The organism is Alcanivorax profundi (assembly GCF_003597125.1).
GTDB lineage: Bacteria > Pseudomonadota > Gammaproteobacteria > Pseudomonadales > Alcanivoracaceae > Alcanivorax > Alcanivorax profundi.
In genome coordinates this window covers 388,197-405,621 of record NZ_QYYA01000002.1, presented here as the reverse complement: position 1 = coordinate 405,621, position 17,425 = coordinate 388,197, and the positions used below count along the sequence as shown (strand labels likewise).

Annotated in this window: 17 protein-coding genes and 1 tRNA gene; 8 read left to right on the top strand and 10 right to left on the bottom strand. The window is 60.1% G+C overall.

Going from position 1 to position 17,425, the window contains the following annotated elements; translation table 11 throughout:
- Positions 1–13: 13 nt before the first annotated feature.
- The 3 genes from D4A39_RS07140 to D4A39_RS07130 form a co-directional block, all read right to left on the bottom strand.
- The gene (locus D4A39_RS07140) at positions 14–706 is read right to left on the bottom strand and encodes a DUF4194 domain-containing protein (RefSeq protein WP_119917764.1); all 693 of its coding nucleotides are present in this window, start codon (positions 704–706) and stop codon (positions 14–16) included.
- Complete coding sequence (locus tag D4A39_RS07135) at positions 672–2,126, bottom strand: Wadjet anti-phage system protein JetA family protein (RefSeq protein WP_119917763.1); 1,455 nt, start codon at positions 2,124–2,126, stop codon at positions 672–674. The genes D4A39_RS07140 and D4A39_RS07135 overlap by 35 nt, the downstream gene beginning before the upstream one ends.
- A gap of 169 nt (positions 2,127–2,295) precedes the next feature.
- Positions 2,296–2,372, bottom strand: a tRNA-Arg gene (locus tag D4A39_RS07130).
- 252 nt (positions 2,373–2,624) lie between these two features.
- Here D4A39_RS07130 and D4A39_RS07125 point away from each other — a divergent pair.
- The 6 genes from D4A39_RS07125 (at position 2,625) to D4A39_RS07100 (ending at position 8,514) form a co-directional block, all read left to right on the top strand.
- Positions 2,625–2,954, top strand: a complete 330-nt coding sequence (locus tag D4A39_RS07125) for a DMT family transporter (RefSeq protein WP_119917762.1) — start codon at positions 2,625–2,627, stop codon at positions 2,952–2,954.
- Positions 2,955–3,150: 196 nt separating this feature from the next.
- Positions 3,151–3,840: a response regulator transcription factor gene (locus D4A39_RS07120; protein ID WP_031226936.1), complete on the top strand. Its 690-nt coding sequence runs from the start codon at positions 3,151–3,153 to the stop codon at positions 3,838–3,840.
- A gap of 21 nt (positions 3,841–3,861) precedes the next feature.
- The gene (locus D4A39_RS07115; protein WP_119917761.1) at positions 3,862–4,971 is read left to right on the top strand and encodes a FecR family protein; all 1,110 of its coding nucleotides are present in this window, start codon (positions 3,862–3,864) and stop codon (positions 4,969–4,971) included.
- A 3-nt stretch (positions 4,972–4,974) separates the two neighbouring features.
- Positions 4,975–7,563: a CHASE2 domain-containing protein gene (locus D4A39_RS07110; protein ID WP_022986404.1), complete on the top strand. Its 2,589-nt coding sequence runs from the start codon at positions 4,975–4,977 to the stop codon at positions 7,561–7,563.
- A gap of 139 nt (positions 7,564–7,702) precedes the next feature.
- Entirely contained in the window at positions 7,703–8,161 is a 459-nt protein-coding gene (locus tag D4A39_RS07105) for a c-type cytochrome (RefSeq protein ID WP_031226937.1), read from the top strand.
- A gap of 2 nt (positions 8,162–8,163) precedes the next feature.
- Positions 8,164–8,514 carry a c-type cytochrome gene (locus D4A39_RS07100; RefSeq protein ID WP_022986406.1) on the top strand — a complete coding sequence of 117 codons (351 nt, stop codon included), beginning with the start codon at positions 8,164–8,166 and terminating at the stop codon, positions 8,512–8,514.
- A 454-nt stretch (positions 8,515–8,968) separates the two neighbouring features.
- On the opposite strand, the gene D4A39_RS07095 is transcribed toward D4A39_RS07100, so the two are convergent.
- The 7 genes from D4A39_RS07095 to D4A39_RS07065 form a co-directional block, all read right to left on the bottom strand.
- Positions 8,969–10,117: a protein kinase family protein gene (locus tag D4A39_RS07095; RefSeq protein WP_119917760.1), complete on the bottom strand. Its 1,149-nt coding sequence runs from the start codon at positions 10,115–10,117 to the stop codon at positions 8,969–8,971.
- A gap of 18 nt (positions 10,118–10,135) precedes the next feature.
- Positions 10,136–10,354, bottom strand: a complete 219-nt coding sequence (locus D4A39_RS07090; protein WP_022984926.1) for a hypothetical protein — start codon at positions 10,352–10,354, stop codon at positions 10,136–10,138.
- A 143-nt stretch (positions 10,355–10,497) separates the two neighbouring features.
- The gene (locus tag D4A39_RS07085) at positions 10,498–11,439 is read right to left on the bottom strand and encodes a DegV family protein (protein WP_022984925.1); all 942 of its coding nucleotides are present in this window, start codon (positions 11,437–11,439) and stop codon (positions 10,498–10,500) included.
- Between the two features lie 160 nt (positions 11,440–11,599).
- Positions 11,600–12,541, bottom strand: coding sequence for a DegV family protein (locus tag D4A39_RS07080; RefSeq protein ID WP_022984924.1), 942 nt, complete (start codon positions 12,539–12,541; stop codon positions 11,600–11,602).
- 235 nt (positions 12,542–12,776) lie between these two features.
- Complete coding sequence (pyk, locus tag D4A39_RS07075) at positions 12,777–14,225, bottom strand: pyruvate kinase (protein ID WP_022984923.1); 1,449 nt, start codon at positions 14,223–14,225, stop codon at positions 12,777–12,779.
- Positions 14,226–14,408: 183 nt separating this feature from the next.
- A complete protein-coding gene (locus tag D4A39_RS07070) occupies positions 14,409–14,876 on the bottom strand; it encodes an aminoacyl-tRNA deacylase (protein WP_022984922.1) in 468 nt (155 codons plus the stop codon).
- A gap of 199 nt (positions 14,877–15,075) precedes the next feature.
- Entirely contained in the window at positions 15,076–15,315 is a 240-nt protein-coding gene (locus D4A39_RS07065) for an accessory factor UbiK family protein (RefSeq protein WP_022984921.1), read from the bottom strand.
- 338 nt (positions 15,316–15,653) lie between these two features.
- Here D4A39_RS07065 and glnK point away from each other — a divergent pair, with 338 nt between their 5' ends.
- Together glnK and D4A39_RS07055 are read left to right on the top strand one after the other, a co-directional pair.
- Positions 15,654–15,992, top strand: coding sequence for a P-II family nitrogen regulator (gene glnK, locus D4A39_RS07060; RefSeq protein ID WP_022984920.1), 339 nt, complete (start codon positions 15,654–15,656; stop codon positions 15,990–15,992).
- A gap of 71 nt (positions 15,993–16,063) precedes the next feature.
- A complete protein-coding gene (locus D4A39_RS07055; protein ID WP_022984919.1) occupies positions 16,064–17,323 on the top strand; it encodes an ammonium transporter in 1,260 nt (419 codons plus the stop codon).
- Positions 17,324–17,425 lie beyond the last annotated feature (102 nt).

The window sequence follows — 17,425 nt, the reverse complement described above, 5'->3', positions numbered from 1 at the left end:
GAGGTGGTTTGGATCATTGCTGGTCCTCCTCCTTGTCGTCTTCGGCGTCGTCGTTGCTGGCGGGTTTGTTGTCGTCGCCTAGCAGTTGCGAGAGCACGGTGTCGGTGACCAGGCTGGTGATGTCCGGGCGGATGGTGAGCCAGGTTTCGTTGTCTTCCAGGCTGTTGTCGCCGTCGCTGCGGATCAGTCGTAGTTGGCGCATGCGGCGGAACAGGGCGTCGCGTTCGGTGCGGCCTTCCGGGAGCGGGCGGCCGAGCAGGTTTTTGCTGGCCAGGTTGATGGCTTCCAGGGGCAGGGTGGCCTGGCCGTGTTCGTCGATCTGGCCGTCGCGCAGGGATTTGTCGTATTCGGCGCGCAGCACCAGGATCAGGGCCACTTCCTGCTGGCTAAGGCGATTGCGCAGGCCGCTGTTGAAACCGTCTTCGCTGTCGGCTTCGCCGGGGATTTCGGCACCGGGGGGGAACAGGCGCAGAGAGGTGAAGCGGCGCTCATGATGCAGGCGGATGTGCAGCACGCTCAGGTAGTCTTCCACCAGTTCGGGAATCTGCAGGTAGCGGTCGTAGAGTTCCGCTTCCTTCTTGCTTTCGCTGCGGCACAGCACGCCGTGATCCAGCAGGCGGATCATCAGTTCCGAGAACTGGGCAGGGGTGACGCCGCGGGCGTCCAGGGCCTCACTCAGGGCGTGTTGTAATGGTGCTTGGCTCATCGTGTTCCAGTTCCAGCAGGAAACCATCACGACGGACGAAGTAGTGTTCGTCGGTGATGGGGTCGGTGGGGGTAATACGCAGGCGGAAGCCGTTGGCGGCGTGGTCGGCGCTGCCCAGTTCGATCACGTGGCTCAGGGCCAGCAGGTCGCGGGCGGTGTTAATGGGCAGGTCGCGGTTGTCGATGCGGCGGCTGGCGCCGAGGGCATCGCGCAGGTAATCGCGCAGGGCGCCACCATTGATATTGAAGGCCTTTTCCAGCAGCTGCTGGGTGGCCAGCTCGCGCAGGGTGTCGGCGTCCGGGTCGTCCAGTTCCACCATGCGGCTGTGCACCACTCGCTGGCTGCGCTGTTCGCGCAGGCGTACCTGGGCGGGATCCACAAAGCCCAGGTGCAGGCTGGCGAGACTGTCGCCGGCGTGCTGCAGACGCGCGTTATAGGTTTCTTCATCCAGCTCGGACAGTTCCTTGCACAGGCCGACGATGTCGTTGTGCTTCTGGCTGTGCAGGTAGCTGAGCTGGCGAATGATGATGTCGGCCCGGCGGGTGAAACCCTGCAGGGTGCGGCGCAGTGCCGGCAGCATGATTTCCGAGGCGTTGCGCATGCGCGTCTCGATGCTGTCCAGCAGCTGGAACAGCACGGAGGCGTCCTGGCTGACGATCAGGTCCGGGGCCAGGCGGCGCAGTTCCTTTTCGGCGTTGGCCTTCCAGGTTTTTGGTTTGCGCTTGATCTGTTCGATGGTGCTTTGAATACGGTCGCGGTGCTTTTCTACGCTGTCGGCGGACATGCGAATCGCCACGTCGGGCTGGAAGCGCTTTTCCATGAAGTCGAAGAACTGGTCGCTGGCCTGCTGCACCAATTGCTGCGCTTCCACTTCTTTCACCAGCTCCCGTTTGCGTTCTTCCAGCTCGGCGATGATGTCGGTGAAGTCGGCGATGATGCGCTCGGAATGTTCGTGGGCATCGAGCAGATCGTAGACCTCACCGCGATCCACAAAGGCGGCCAGGGCATTGAGGGTGTTGCGGGTGTTGCGGTGGCGGGTGCGCACGCTGCGCCCGTCCACTTCCGCCAGAGTCTGGGTGAACAGGCGGCCGGTGCGGCTGAACGGGTAGGTGGACTGGAAGGAGGCTTCGTCCTTGTCCCGCTTCAGCCAGCCATGCTCCACCAGCAGGTTGAGGATCCAGCCTGCCTGCTCGCGATTGTTGCGGAAGCGGCTGCCGTCTTCGTCGCCGTCCAGCAGCGGGGCCCGTTCCAGGGCTTCGCTGAACACATCCAGCACCTGATCACGCTTGAGTGATTCGCCGTAGTCCGCCTTGGCGCTGTACAGCCGCTCGTGCAGCAGGCGCAGGCATTCGACTACCTGTTCGCGGTACTTGCCGGTGAGGGGCTTGAAGAATTGGGCGCGCTCGTCGCTGAAAAACATGGCTCGCTTATTGTGGCGTGATGGGGCACAGAAGGATGTGCAATGGGTCATTTAATCAGGTTGGCGAGGGGGCTCCAAGAGGAGGCGGTCTTTCAATAACGGCGGCCGACCTTGATGTCCCACAAAAAAGGGGCCTTCTGATCAGAAGGCCCCTTTTTTGTGGGAAAGATGGCACGCCCGAGAGGATTCGAACCTCTGACCTTTGCCTCCGGAGGGCAACGCTCTATCCAGCTGAGCTACGGGCGCAAAACACATTGTGCAATCAGGGTTGCACGGGCAGGGGTAGCATCCTGTTACCCGGGCCGTGCAGCTGGAACTTGGGGGATCCAACGGGCGCGAATGATAGCCGGTTGTGGCGGTGGCGTCCATGGATGGGTGCATTGCCGCGTGGGTTGGCTATAATTCGCGCTGCACCCATCTGGTGCAATGTCTTCTCAGGCCGCCTCTTTCGGGTTTCCGGCGGTTCTGGTGCCTGTACGAGCCCGCCTGGAGAAGCCGATGAACCTGTATTGGGTCGTACTGCTGCTGGCCGTGATTGTGGAGATTGCCTGGGCGCTGAGTCTCAAGTGGATCCAAATGAACCCGGGTGTGGCGTCGATTGGCACCTCGCTGGTGCTCACCGGGTTGAACATGTTGATGTTGTCCTATGCCATGCGGGGTATTCCGGTGGGCACGGCGTATGCAGTGTGGACAGGGCTGGGTGCCGTGGGTATCACCGTGATTGGCATTGTCTGGCTCAAGGATCCTGCCCAGCTATCGCGCCTGTTGTTCATGGGACTGATTATCGTGGGTGTGGTGGGGCTGAAGTTGACAGCGCGCTCGGCGTAGCCCGCTTGCGGGGTTGAGATCGGGCCAGGACGCAGCGGAATGCGGGTGGGAACCCGGGGTTGAAGTATCGCTTTATCGGTGGCGGCATTTTACAATCTTTTCCCGCTAACTCTTTGATAACCCTGTAGCCTTTACCGGCGTTAGCGCTCAGAAAGGAAGCGCGAAGCGACAGGTGAATGGGCAAATGGAGACAACCGTGCGCATTGCATATCTGGAAGATGACATGGCCCAGGCCGAGCTGGTGACCCACTGGCTGCAAGAGGCCGGGCACAACTGTATTCATCTGGCCAACGGTCGGGATTTTATGTCCCTGCTGCGCCGCGATACCTTCGATATTCTGGTGCTGGATTGGGAAGTGCCGGACATGAATGGCTATGCCGTTCTGGAAGAAGTGCGCGCCAGCGGAAACCGCACGCCGGTGCTGTTTGCCACCCAGCGTGATGATGAGTCGTCCATTGTCGGGGCGTTGTCCCAGGGAGCAGATGACTACATGGTGAAGCCGACCAAGCAAGCGGAATTGCTGGCCCGGATTACTGCCCTAGGGCGCCGGGCAGGGGTAGCGGAAATGGATGAAGAAAAGGCGCTGACAGTCGGGCCCTGGGTGGTTGATCGTGCCCGCCGGCAGATTTTGCTGGATGAGGATCCGGTTAAACTGACCGACAAGGACTATGAACTGGCCAGCTACCTGTTCCAGAATGTGGGCAAGCTGATGAGCCGGGCCCACCTGTTGGAGAAAGTCTGGGGTATCATGACCCCCATTGAGTCACGGACGGTGGATGTGCACATCAGCCGCATCCGTCGCAGCCTTCAGATTCGTCCGGAGCGTGGCTACCGAATCAAGACGGTTTATCAGCACGGTTATCGTCTGGAGCCTGTCGAAGAATAAGTCACTACAAGGAAGCACATTATGAGGGTCTGGTTGGGGATAGCCGCCCTGCTGTGGCTGGGGCTTTTCCCGGCAGCGCAGGCCAGTGAAGACTGGCACTACACACTCCGCCCCGGCGATTCCCTCTGGAAGGTGTGCTTGCGGTTTGCCCAGCAGCCCGAGGCCTGCTGGCGTCAGCTGGCCGATCATAATCACCTTACCGATCCCCACGCCCTGCGCCCGGGCGACAGCCTTCGGGTGTCCATCGACTGGCTCAAGGAAAAACCCATTCCTGCCCGGCTGGAAGCGGTTACCGGTGAAGTTATGCTGTACCCCGCCGCAGGCGGAGAACCCCGCCCTGTGAGTACCGGGGACACGGTGCAATTTGGTGATGCACTGGAAACCGGGGCCGATGGCAGTGCCCGTATTCATTTTGCCGACCAGTCGGATGTCTCGATCAAGCCTTCCAGTCTGTTGGTGGTAACCCGTTACCGCCGTTTTCTGGATCAGCCCGGTGAGCGCACCGAGCTGCGCCTGGAGCGCGGCAATATCCGTAACCGTGTGACGCCGCTGACCAGTGATGAAGCCTCGTTCGAGGTCTATACCCCGGGGGCGGTGGCGGCGGTGCGCGGCACCGAATACTACCTGGGTGTAGACGGCGCCGAGACCACCCGTAACGAAGTGATCAGCGGTCAGGTGGATGTGGGCGCCCGCGGCACCACCCGTGAAGTGGAAGGGGGCTTTGCCACCCTGGCCCAGGTGGATGAGTCGCCCATGGCGCCGGTGCCATTGCTGCCTGCGCCTACCGTTGAACTGACCGTCAGCCACACCGGGGCGGTGGCGGTTTGGCCAACCCAGGCCGAGGCGGACCATTACTGGGTCGAGTGGTATCAGCAACCGGACAACCGTTTGCTGGGGCAACAGCGTTTGGAGGCCGGCCACTGGCAGCAAGACTTACCGGTAGGCGAGTACCGCCTGCTGGTGCGTGCGGTGGATGGCCACGGTCTGCGTGGCCATGAAAACTGGCGTGACATCGTGGTGACGCCGGCCCCACCGCCTCCGCCCCCTGAACCGCCTGCACCGCCGGAAGAAAAGCCTCGTTGGGATCTATGGGTATTTGTCGGGGCGGCTGCCATGCTGCTGGCCCTGTAATTCATGCCCGCGCGTCTGAGTCCGGACCATCGTCGTTACCTTGCTGAGCACCTGTCGGTGTTGTTCCTGGTGGCGGCACTGAGCGTACTGCTGAGCATCAGTGGTGCACTGTCATTTGTTGATCGCTATATCTACGACAACCTGCTGCATACGCTGCCGGATGAACCCGCCAGTGACCTGGTGATCGTCGGTATCGATGAATACAGCCTGCGGGAAGTAGGCCGTTGGCCCTGGGACAGACAAGTTCACGCCGACATTATCAACCGGCTGACCGAGATGGGCGCCCGGGCGGTGCTGATGGATCTGATCCTGTCGGAACCGGACCGCAACAATCCCCGTTCGGACCTGGCTTTGGTGCAGGCCATGGCCGCCAATGGTCATGTGTACCTGCCGGTGCATGTGGAGCAATTGCGTGCCGGCGGGCAGTTGATCGAAGTGCTGCCGCATTCTCCGTTTGCTCGAGCGGCGGCCGGATTGGGGCATGTGGATCTGGAGCTGGATGCCGATGGGGTTGCCCGTTCCGTGTTCATGCGTTCCGGTATCGGGCAGGCCTGGTGGCCGCACATCACCCAGACTTTACTGGTACAGGAAGGCATGCTCTCCGAGCAGTTGTTCCCCGCTGACAAGGGCGAAGAGTTTTCCGGGCTGGCGAATGTGCGCCGCTACCATCGCCTGATTCCTTTCGTGAACGGCCCTAACAGCTACCCGCAGGTCTCTGCGGTGGAGTTGCTGGAAAACCTGATTCCCGAGCAATTGATTCGCGACAAGATCGTCCTGATCGGCGCCACTGCGGCAGGGCTGGGCGATATGTTGCCGACCCCCATGGGGAACAGTGGCGAGTTGATGGCCGGGGTGGAGATTAATGCTAATTTGCTGGATGCGTTGCGCGAGGATCGCCTGATCCGCGATCTGGGCAAGCCCAGCGCCTTGGTGCTGGGGGCGCTGCTGGCGCTGCTGGCGCCGTTGCTGTTGCCGTTTGTGTTGCCGCGCTGGTCGATCCCGCTGGTGGCGGGAATCATGGGGGCCTGTCTGCTGGCGAGCATGGTCCTGCTGATTACCCTGCGATTGTGGTTCCCGCCGGCGCCGGCCATGGCGGCGGCATTGATGGCTTATCCGCTATGGACCTGGCGACGTCTGGAATACTCTCTTTCCTATATGCGCAACGCCCTGGAGCGGTTGTCCGGATACAGCGACCTGAACCAGCGTCTTACCCGTGCCTCTTCCCTGCAGCAGATGGCAAACATGCTGGACACCGTCATGCCGGTGAAGGCCTGGCGGCTTCAGGGGGGGGATATGCCCCTGCGCGGGGGGGACCGTCTGCCGGCATCGGGCTGGAAAAGTGGCCTGGCGCGCCAGTACCGCTTCCGGCATGAGGGGAAGCGCTATGAGCTGGATGTGGTGTGGGAACAGGCGCTGGATGCCGATACCTACGATTATTGGGTGCGGGCCATGCTAGTGCGGGTGCGTTCCCATGAACCGTTGTCGGGGCCGCGCTACGAGGTACTGGAAAACCATATCGAGCGTTTGCAGCGGGAAGAAGAACGCCAGGAAGCACTGACCCGCTTTTTCCAGGTCACGCTGGCGCAGATTCGCGAAGGGGTCGTGATTGCGGATGCCTGCGGGGTGATTGTTTATGCCAACCCCCAGGCGGCGTTGTTGCTGGGCATCGACATGGGAATGCTGGACAGTGGCCAGTCCCTGGTGACCGATCTGGGCCGTGAGCTGGAGTTGCGTGAGCGTAGCTGGGATGTGCTGTTGCGCCAGACTCTGGCCGAGGGGCGCAGCCAGCTGGAATGCCGCAATCGTCAGGGGGCCGATCTGTATCTGGATATGCTGCTGGTGCACGCCGGGGACAACCCCGGACGCATGATGATCCTGTCGTTCAAGGATATCTCCGAGGTCAAGCAGGCCCTGCGTGCGCGTTCAGAAATGCTCGATTTCCTGTCCCATGACCTGCGCTCGCCCATGGTCTCGGTATTGGCGCTGACAGAAAAAATGCGTGAGGACAGCAACCCGGACCTGCCGGCGTTTCTGGATAACGTGCAGCACTACGCCCAGCGTAACCTGAGCATCGCCGAGCAATTCCTGCAGCTGGCCCGGGTCGAAGCGGTAGAAACCGTGGAGCTGAGCGAGCAAGACATGCTGGATGTGGTGGAAAGCGCCATCGATCTGGTGCAAATCCAGGCGCAGCAGCGGGGAATTGCGCTGCGCTTTGATTACGATCCGGAGCAGGATGTCTGGGTGCTGGGCAATAACGAATTGCTGGAACGGTTGGTGGTCAACCTGCTGACCAACGCCATCAAGTACAGCCACGAGGGCAGTTCGGTAGATGTGCGTTTGTTCTCCGAGAGCAATGAGGTCTGCTGTGAGGTACGTGACCGCGGGGTAGGGATCCCTGAAGAGTTTCAGTCACGGCTGTTTCAGCGCTTCAGTCGTGCCAGTACCAGCGGGGGGGCCCGGACCCGTGGTGCCGGTATGGGGCTGCGTTTCGTGAAGGTCGTGACCGAGCGTCACGGCGGCGATATTCAGGTGCAAAGCCAGGTGAATCAGGGGAGTCGCTTCCTGCTGCGCCTGCCCCGTGTCGAGCTGTAATCCGCCGAGCTGACCGGGATTGCCGCGGGGGACGAGATCCGGTTTTGTCCCTACGGCTTGAGCGGGTATAATCGCCAACCGCAGCCGTAGCGCTTCCTGCGGCGACTCACAGAACAATAGAGGTGTAATCGTGAAAAAGATGCTGACCGCCAGCCTGGTACTGGTTGCCGCCCTGTTCGCTGCCGGCAATGTGGCTGCCAAGAGCACCAAGGAAATCTCCCCTTACCCGCTGGGTGAGCGCTCTGTATTCAGCGATCGTGCCACTGCCGAGCGTATCAAGCCGGTAGGTTCTGTGTGTGTGGAAGGCGAAGAATGCGGCACCGCAGCCGCAGCCGGTGAAGAAGTGGCCAGTGGTCCGCGTTCCGGTGAAGAAGTCTACAACGCCTCCTGTGGCGCTTGTCACGCTTCTGGCGCAGCCGGGGCCCCGAAAACCGGGGATGCGGGTGCTTGGGCACCGCGTATTGCCCAGGGCGAAGCTACCCTGGTCAAGCACGCCATCGAAGGCTTGAATGCCATGCCGCCCAAGGGGATGTGCATGACCTGCTCTGACGACGAGATCAAGGCGGCCGTGGAATACATGGTCGAGAAGAGCAAGTAGCCTTGAAACGTCTTCTCGTACTGCTGCCAGTATTGTTACTGGCAGCCTGCTCCGACAGTGACGCCCCGACCGCCGCTGCTGCCACCCAGGCAGAACCGCGCAGCGGGGCGTTGTTGTATCGGCAATTTTGTGTGACCTGCCACGGCAGCGGTGTTGCCGGTGCGCCCAAGGTCGGCAAGGAAAACCGCCTGTACTGGTCCCACGAAGTGGAAGAAGAAGGGTTTGATACTCTGGTGCAGGAAGCTATCAATGGCGTTAACGCCATGCCCCCCCGCGGCAACTGCTTTGATTGCAGCGACGAAGAAGTCCGCAACGCCGTGATTCACATGCTGCAGCTCAGCGGCGCCAAATAACGTTTTCCTGGTTAAGGAGCCTCTGAATAACTCCTTGCGTGCTCAGTCTTTCAGGCTGGTTCGCCCCCTCTATGGGCCAAAAGATAAAGAGGGGCGCGATTTTGAAGGTGTATGTCCATCCATCGGCTCTTCACCTTCGAAGGAAGCGCAACAACGAGTGCGGGCCAGCCTGGAAGACCCGAAGGGCGCGGCCTGGAGCGCACATCTGCTGCGCCTTGCCTCTAGGAAAGGGAGCCACCCTTACCGTCGAGTCAAGACACAACAGCTGCACGCTCCAGGTCACGCTGAGCATGCAAGGAGTTATTCAGAGGCTCCTTAAGTTTCCGCTCCCGCCCAGACAGTGCGGCGTTACTGCCGTGTATCTATGTGGCGGGAGTGGTGGCTCGGACCTTGGTGGTCGTGCGCAGATCAGCCGATCTGCGCTTCAGGACACGCTGAGCATGCAAGGCGTTATTCAGAGGTTCCTTAGGGCCTCGATTTCATGGGCATCGCTGTTGCGCTCGGCAAATGCCTGCCACTGACTGGCGGCGTGGCCCTGAATCGCCTGTGCCATGCGAGCTATATCACTGTCCGGCAGATGCCCGAAGAAACCCAGCAAATGGCTGTCATGGGCGTGTTCCAGGGCGTTGGCCAGCGCCGCTGGCTGATGCTCGACCAGTACATCCAGCGCCGGGGTCAGATGGGCCTGGTCCAGCAACGGGATCAGGGTAAGAAACTCGTCCCAGCTGCCTTCACTGGCAACGGTGCTTACCAGGCTTTCCATGACCGCTGCTTCTTTCAGTTTGGCCAGATTGACCACCGCTTGTTGATGCTGGTTGTCCATGGCATGGACTGCCTGCAACAGGTTGGTCCACAGCGATTGCTCGCGGGCCACATCGAGAATGTGATTGAGCACGGTTTCGCCCTGTTCCGCGACCATGTTACCCATGCGGCCACGCAACTCGGTGTTCAGATGCTCATTCAGCGACAGGACAGCGGGCCATAACGCCTGATCGGTGGCGGCCTGCAGAGTAGCCCGTTGCTGCGCTTCACTGAGCAGCCCGAGCAGGGTATCCAGTTTGCTCTTGTCTTCCAGATACAGGGCAATCATTACCATGGCTTCGCCGTCGTTGACGGTGGCGGTAATGGCTTGCAGGGCGGACGGTTGAATCACTGCCACGAAGCGCGCGAGCGTGATGTGTTCGCCCATGGTCAGCAGGGTTTGCGCGACCCGCGCCACAATTTTGTCAGGCATGGCTGCAAGCAGACTGCGGGACTGTGACGGTTCCAGGTGGATGCAGAGCTTGGCCAGGAAGTCATCGGGCAGCTTGTCCGCCAGTTTGATTGCGCGGTCGGCGGGCAGCTCGGAGGCGATGCCTGCGGCCAGGACAGACCCCAGCACGGTGGTAGCAAGCTTGGCGCTGGCACCGGTGGGCACCAGTTTGCTGATGCCGGCCAGGCGCTGATAGCTATCCTGGTGTTGGGCATATAAAAAGCTGGAAACGGTGTTTCGGAAGCGAGCCAGCTGGTCAAGATCCTGACCGTCGAGGAAATCGAGGGAGCCTTCGTCACTTTCCAGAAGGCGGCTGAGTTTGAGCAGTTCTGCCCGGGTTTCAATATGCATGAGACGTTTCTCCAGGGCTTAACCGAACAGCATTTTTTTCACTGGGCGTCGGAACGGCCCGGGCACCACGTTCAGGGCATTGTTCATGGCCTTTTCCACGCGGGCATCTTTGGTTTGCAGGGCAGCCAGAACGCTGGCGGCCAGTTGCTCCGCCTGGTCGGCGGGCAGGGACTCGATAAAGGCCAGTGCCTCGGCGGGCAGGCCCTTGGCTTTCAAGGTACTGATGGAATCAGACATGCTTCCTCCTTGGGGCTGCCCGCGCCGGTGGGCGGGGGCAGAAAATCGGGGCCGTTACTATGCCAGCATCCCCGGAGGTTGCCATTGCCGAAAAGCCGGGCCGCGCTGGCGCTCAAGAAAGCGGGCGCGGCCTCCAGGGAGGGTCAGCTGACGTCGGGCTGGGTGCTGATAAAGCCGACATTGACAGCACCTGGGCCCAGGTTGACCCCACCGGTGAGGCTCATGCCGGTGGTGAGCAATTGCACGCCGTGTTCTGTGGCGCAGGCAGCCAGTTCGCTAAAGCCGGGCAAGTGGGGAATGTGATTCTGGTCACCCGCGTAGCTGACGCAAATCACCGGCTCTTCCAGGCCCTGGCGAATACAGTGCTGCACGTGGTTAAACATCTTCAGAATGGCTGCGTCGTAGCCGCGCACCTTGGCCACGGGAAAGGAATCACCATTGCGGGCACAGAGGATGGGCTTGATATCCAGGGCACTGCCAAGCTTGGCGCCGATCCAACTGACGCTTTTGTCGCCTTTCTTGCGGGCCCGTTTCTGAACGTAGAAAAGATCATCAACGACGGCATAACCGGTTGCAAGCGGGACCAGTTCGCTGATGCGGTTCTGGATCTCGCTGATGCGCATGCCGGTGCGGATCAGGTTCATGGTGGCGGCAGCCAGAACGCCCTGGCCACAGAACAGGGTGCCGCTGTCGGTGACGCGCAGGGCAAAGGGGCCTTCCGCGCCAGCCTGACTGCGCACGGCCTTGTAGTCCTGCAAAATGGCATGGGATGCGCGGGTGGCATTCTGGAACATGGGGCTGCGGCTGTCTGGCAGGGTTTGCACCAGTGCGTAGTCGTAGTGGGTGACGATCCGTTCAAGAAAAAATTCCCGAAAAGCGTCCACATCCAGTGGCACTGACTCCGCATCATGGCCCTTGTCCAGGCGGTTATCGGCATAGAAGGCCTGGCGGGTGTCCGGGTTGCGGTCGTCGACCACATGCTCATCACCAATGCGTAAGGTAATGGGCAAAACCTGGATGTGATGCTCTTTAATATAAGGGGCGGGCAGATCGCAGGTCGCGTCTACCACCAATCCGATTTTCATTGTGCTCTCCCGTTGTAGCGAAACGATGCGCGACCGGTGCCGTTGTTATTGTTTTGGTCGGCTGTTGTCGGCTGCGCGAGCACATCGTACCAAGAACGGGATCACAGAATAGCGGGGCCGCCTGACCGGCGGCGTATTCGGGGGGATGGAACTGCGATGACTACTGCAACGGTTCCTGCTCGCTGATAAAACCAACGCTGATGGCGCCGGGGCCGATGTTGACTCCACCGGTAAGCCCCATATGACTTACCAACAGCTCGACGGCATGTTGTTCAGTGGCGGCTTTGAGGGCATCAAACCCTGGCATCTGGTACACGGCTTCGGGGTCGCCGGCATAACTCACACAGACAATGGGAGTGAGCAGTCCGTTTTCAACACAGGCACGGGCATGCTGGAACATCTTGTTCACCGCTGCATCAAAGCCACGTACTTTTGCGACCGGAAAGGTCTGGTCCTGACGGGCACACAGGATGGGTTTGATATCCAGAGCGGAGCCCATCAGGGCACCAACGAAGCCGACACTCTTGTCGCCTTTCTTGCGCGCTCGCTTGTGCACGTAGTAGAGGTCTGGCACTACCGCATAGCCGGTCGTGCACGGGGTTAGATTACTGATGCGCTGGCGGATATCGCCCACTTTCATGCCGCTGTTGATCAGCCGCATGGTTTCGGCCGCCAGCACGCCCTGACCGGCGAACAGGGTCTGGCTGTCACTGACACGAATCCGAAAAGGCCCTTCCCGGCCCGCTGCTTCGCGGTACTGGCGGTAATCGCCGAGGATGGCATGAGCCGCTTCGGTGGCGTTGTCGAAAATGGGGCTACGGCTTTTGGGTACGGTTTGCACCAGCGCATAATCGAAGTTGCCAACAGCCTCTTTTAACAACAGGGTGCGGATCTGCTCGACGCTGGGTGGTGCGGTTTCGGCATCGTGATTTTTATCGACCTCGTGGCGGGTATAAAAGTCGCGGGCTCGCTGCGGGTCGCGGTCATCTACATAAATTTCCTTGCCGATCCGAATGGGTACCGGCAAGACCAGAATGTTATTGGCATCAAGGTAGTCTTTGGGCAAATCGCAGCCCGAATCCACAACCAGACCGATTTTCATTGTTATACGCCCTGCTTTGCACAGTGGGAGGGAAGCCGCGGGTGGCTCTCCCGAGTGCAGCTCCGTGTCCTGTCAGATTCACCTTGAGTCTAGAACGGGCGTGCTGTTACTGGCGTCTTGTTGCGTATGGGAATGGTGTAGGAATGTTAAGGAGTGATTCGGAGGGTCTATAAAAATCAGGGGCGTCGTGCGACGCCCTGTGATTGCCTGCAAGGCAAGAAGTCAAAACTGGCGGTTACTGGATGTTGCCGCCCACCTCCACAATTTTGAGGGTGTTGGTGCCGCCATGGGCGTCGGCGTAATTGCCTTTGGTGATCAGCACCCGGTCACCGGTTTTTACCACGCCAAGGTTTTCCAGTATGGCGACGGCCTGCCGGTTGACGGTGTCACTGGGCATGGAGGTACTGTCGAACGGGACTGCGCGCACCCCGCGCAGGATTGCGACCCGGCGCTGGGTCGCGGGGTAAGGCGTAAAGGCAAAGATGGGAATGCCGGAGCGCAGTCGGGACATCAGCCGCGGTGTGTTGCCGGTTTCGGTCATGGCGATGATGGCGGTCACGTTGCTGAGTCGGTTGGCCGCTTGCATGGCGGCCATGGCAATCACCTCGTCGATATTGTCGGCGCTGTTGTGCGCGGGGTGATCATTGCGTCGTTCCTGCCAGGTCCGTTCCGCCCCGCGGATAATGCGATCCATGGCCTGCACGGTTTCTTTGGGATAATCCCCCACGGCCGTTTCGGCAGACAGCATCACCGCATCGGTGCCGTCGAGCACGGCATTGGCCACATCGGACACTTCCGCACGGGTGGGTTGTGGGCTGTGGATCATGGATTCCATCATCTGGGTGGCAGTGATCACGAAGCGATTGAGCGCACGGGCACGGCGGATAATGTGTTTCTGTACGCCGACCAGTTCGGCGTCGCCAATCTCCACGGCCAGATCACCGCGGGCCACCATGACCCCGTCGGAGGCCTCGATGATGGCATCCAGGGTGTCGTCGTCGGCTACCGCTTCGGCTCGCTCGATTTTGGCAACAATGCCGCCCTGACCACCGGCGTTGCGGTAGTGCTTGCGGGCTTCTTCCACATCGCGGGCATCCCGGGGAAAGGAGAGCGCCAGATAATCCACTTCCATCTCGGCCGCGGTAATGATGTCGGCCAGGTCTTTCTCGGTCAGGGCGCGGGCGCTGAGGCCACCCCCTTTGCGGTTAACGCCCTTGTGGTCGGACAGTTCGCCGCCGACCAGTACCTTGCAGCTGACCCGGGTACCCTCGATCCCGGTCACTTCCAGTTCCAGCAGGCCATCGTTCAGCAGTAATACATCGCCGGGCTGACAATCGTGGGGAAGGGGAGGGTAACTGACACCGACCTGGTGCGCGTCGCCGGCACTGTCATCCAGCCCGGTGTCCAGAGCAAACGCCTGCCCGGTTTTGAGCTGAATGGGGCCGTCGCGGAATTTGCCGATGCGGATCTTGGGCCCCTGCAGGTCCGCAAGGATGGCGACATGCTCCTGTCTCTTTTCCGCGCAGCGGCGAATGGTGCTGGCGGTTTCGCGGTGGGTGTCGGCGCTGCCGTGGGAAAAATTCAGGCGGAAAACATTCACGCCGGTGGCAATCAGGTTATCGAGCATGGCCTCGGAGGAGGAGGCGGGGCCAACAGTGGCCACGATTTTGGTGCGACGGGTCATTCAGCTATCCATTAGCGGTTTTTCTGCAGCATAACATGGCTATGCGATGGATCGGTGACAGCGGGGGCCTTGCGGGCAAGGCTCCTGCAGTGGCTTCGCACATTCCTGCTGTGGAACGCGGGAGAAGCCATAAAAGAAAGCCCGCCCGGGGAGGGCGGGGAAAGGGGAAAGGGGCTGCTGGAATCAGTGCAGCATGGCAAAGGAGCAGGTGCGGGCTTCGCTCAGGCGCAGGAAGTCGCCCATGCCCATCTTGATCACTTCGGTGTGGGTGCCGGCGTTAAAGGCAATCCAGTCTTCACTCATCAGGGTGTCATCCACATAGACCGGCATGCCATAGAGATTGCCGAAGGGCGGTTCGCCGCCGGTTTCGCAGAGCGGGAAGCGGTCCTTGAATTCGGCTTCGTTGGCCAGTCTTACGCTGTCGGCGTTCAGGGCCTGACGCAGTTTTTCCGGGTCCAGGTATTGATTGGCAGGCAGCACTGTCATGATCAGATCGCCATCCACATCCATGATCACCGTTTTGGCCATATGGCGCCCGGGAATATGGGCAGACTGGGCCACTTCCGAGGCCGTCACGGCCGGGGGGTGGTTATAGCAGTGGTAATAGACGCCGTTGTTGTCGAGATACTCTTCCAGATTGCGCGCAGGCATGTGCACCTCCTCCCGAAAGGGTATTCGGGACCGGGGAGCCGCCGGGCACGCGGTTGGCGAGCCTTGCCGGCTCCAGAAAGGGGGGTTGTCTTTTCAGCTTAGGCAGCAAGTTGCAACAGGGGAAATACAGTTCTGCGCTAACGAAAATAGCGCAAGGGAATAAAGCAAAGTGGGAGCACGACTGCACCCCCGGGGGGCATCAGGGCTTTTCCAGCTCGGCGACCTGTTTCTCCAGCGCTTCCAGTTTTTCGCGGGTGCGCAGCAGCACTTGTTGCTGAATGTCGAACTCTTCCCGGGTAATCAGGTCCAGACGGCTGACGGTCTCGGCCAGCACGCTGCGAATGTTGCGCTCCACTTCACTGCGCAGCCCCCCCAGATCGGTAGGCAGGCGGCGGCTGATATCGGCCATCAGGCGGTCAATGAAAGGCTGGTCAGGCATGGGGAACTCCGGCATTGTCCTGTCAGGGCAGGCACGGCTTGTAATGTGTCGGCGATGGTAGCACGGTGTGTGCGATTGGGGCACCGACAGTGCCGCCCGGAACCGTGCTGCACCAAACCGGAGCCTGCCCCAATGTGGTGCGCTATAATGGCGCGTTTTCCCCGGCGGCAACGCCAGGGACACAGGTTAACCCCCTGAATTTGCATGATTTTCAAAAACTGGCATGGGTCGTGCACTAATTGGGTCAGAGCGTTCGAGCATACTGTGGATCGGGAACCATAACGGGGCTCAAAGTGAAACGGACGTCACCGGACGCGGTGAAAGCTGAGGAGAATGAAATGAAACTGGTTACTGCCGTAATTAAGCCGTTCAAACTGGATGACGTGCGTGAAGCACTCTCCGAGATCGGCGTGCAGGGCATCACCGTTACCGAGGTGAAAGGCTTTGGACGTCAGAAGGGTCACACCGAGTTGTATCGGGGTGCCGAATATGTGGTGGATTTTCTGCCCAAGGTAAAAATCGAAGTGGCGATTGCCGAGTCCAGCCTGGACCAGGTGATCGAGGCCATTTCCAAAGCCGCTAATACCGGCAAGATTGGTGACGGCAAGATCTTCGTTACCTCCCTTGAGCAGGCCATTCGTATCCGTACCGGTGAAACCGGTGAGGACGCGATTTAAGTTTTACCGTGTTTTGAACCGACCCATGCCAGGGCTTGAAAAACACGCTTCCATTTCCGGAGGGTTGCATTGTGGAAAATCAAATCTTTGAACTTCAGTACGCCATGGACACCTTTTATTTTCTGGTGTGTGGCGCATTGGTAATGTGGATGGCTGCCGGCTTTGCCATGCTGGAAGCCGGTCTGGTGCGTGCCAAGAACACCACCGAAATTCTCACCAAGAACGTGGCGCTGTTTGCCATTAGCTGCATCATGTACCTGGTGTGCGGTTACGCCATCATGTACGGCGGTGACATCTTCCTGAGCGGCATCGCCGACTTCGATCTGGCTGGGGTGCTGAGCGCTTCTGCTGAGAACGGCTTCGACGGTGACTCCGTTTACTCTGGTGCTTCTGACTTCTTCTTCCAGGTCGTGTTCGTGGCGACTGCCATGTCCATCGTGTCTGGTGCGGTAGCAGAGCGCATGAAGCTGTGGGCTTTCCTGATCTTCGCTGTTGTCATGACTGGCGTGATCTACCCGCTGGAAGGTTCCTGGACCTGGGGTGGTGCTGAAGTCTTCGGCATGTACAACCTGGGCGACCTGGGCTTCTCTGACTTCGCGGGTTCCGGCATCGTTCACATGGCGGGTGCTGCTGCTGCCCTGGCCGGTGTTCTGCTGCTGGGCGCTCGTAAAGGCAAGTACGGCCCGAACGGTGAAGTTCACGCGATTCCGGGTTCCAACCTGCCGCTGGCCGCTCTGGGTACCTTCATCCTGTGGATGGGCTGGTTCGGCTTCAACGGTGGTTCTGTACTGAAGCTGGGTGATGCTGCCAACGCACACTCTGTGGCCATGGTATTCCTGAACACCAACACCGCTGCTGCCGGTGGTGCTATCGCCGCCCTGATCGTTGCCCGCATCCTGTTCGGCAAGGCTGACCTGACCATGCTGCTGAACGGTGCTCTGGCCGGTCTGGTTGCGATCACTGCCGAGCCGTCTACCCCGAGCGCGCTGCAAGCGACTCTGTTCGGTGCCCTGGGTGGTGTGCTGGTAGTCTTCAGCATCCTGACTCTGGACAAGCTGAAGATCGACGATCCGGTAGGTGCAATCTCCGTACACGGTGTGGTGGGTTTCCTGGGCCTGATGCTGGTACCGGTAACCAACGGTGATGTGAGCTTCTCTGGTCAGCTGATCGGTGCCGCTACCATCTTCATCTGGGTATTCGTTGCCAGCCTGGTCGTGTGGGGCATCCTGAAAGCGGTCATGGGCATCCGTGTCAGCGAAGAGGAAGAGTACGAAGGCATGGATATCGCAGACTGCGGTATGGAAGCCTACCCGGAATTCGTGAAGGGTTAAGTACCGGACGCAACAAGCAACACGCGTCACGCAACATGAAAGCCCCGGCCAATTGGCCGGGGCTTTTTTGTTTATCGCGGAGTAGCGGGAAAGTTGGCAGGC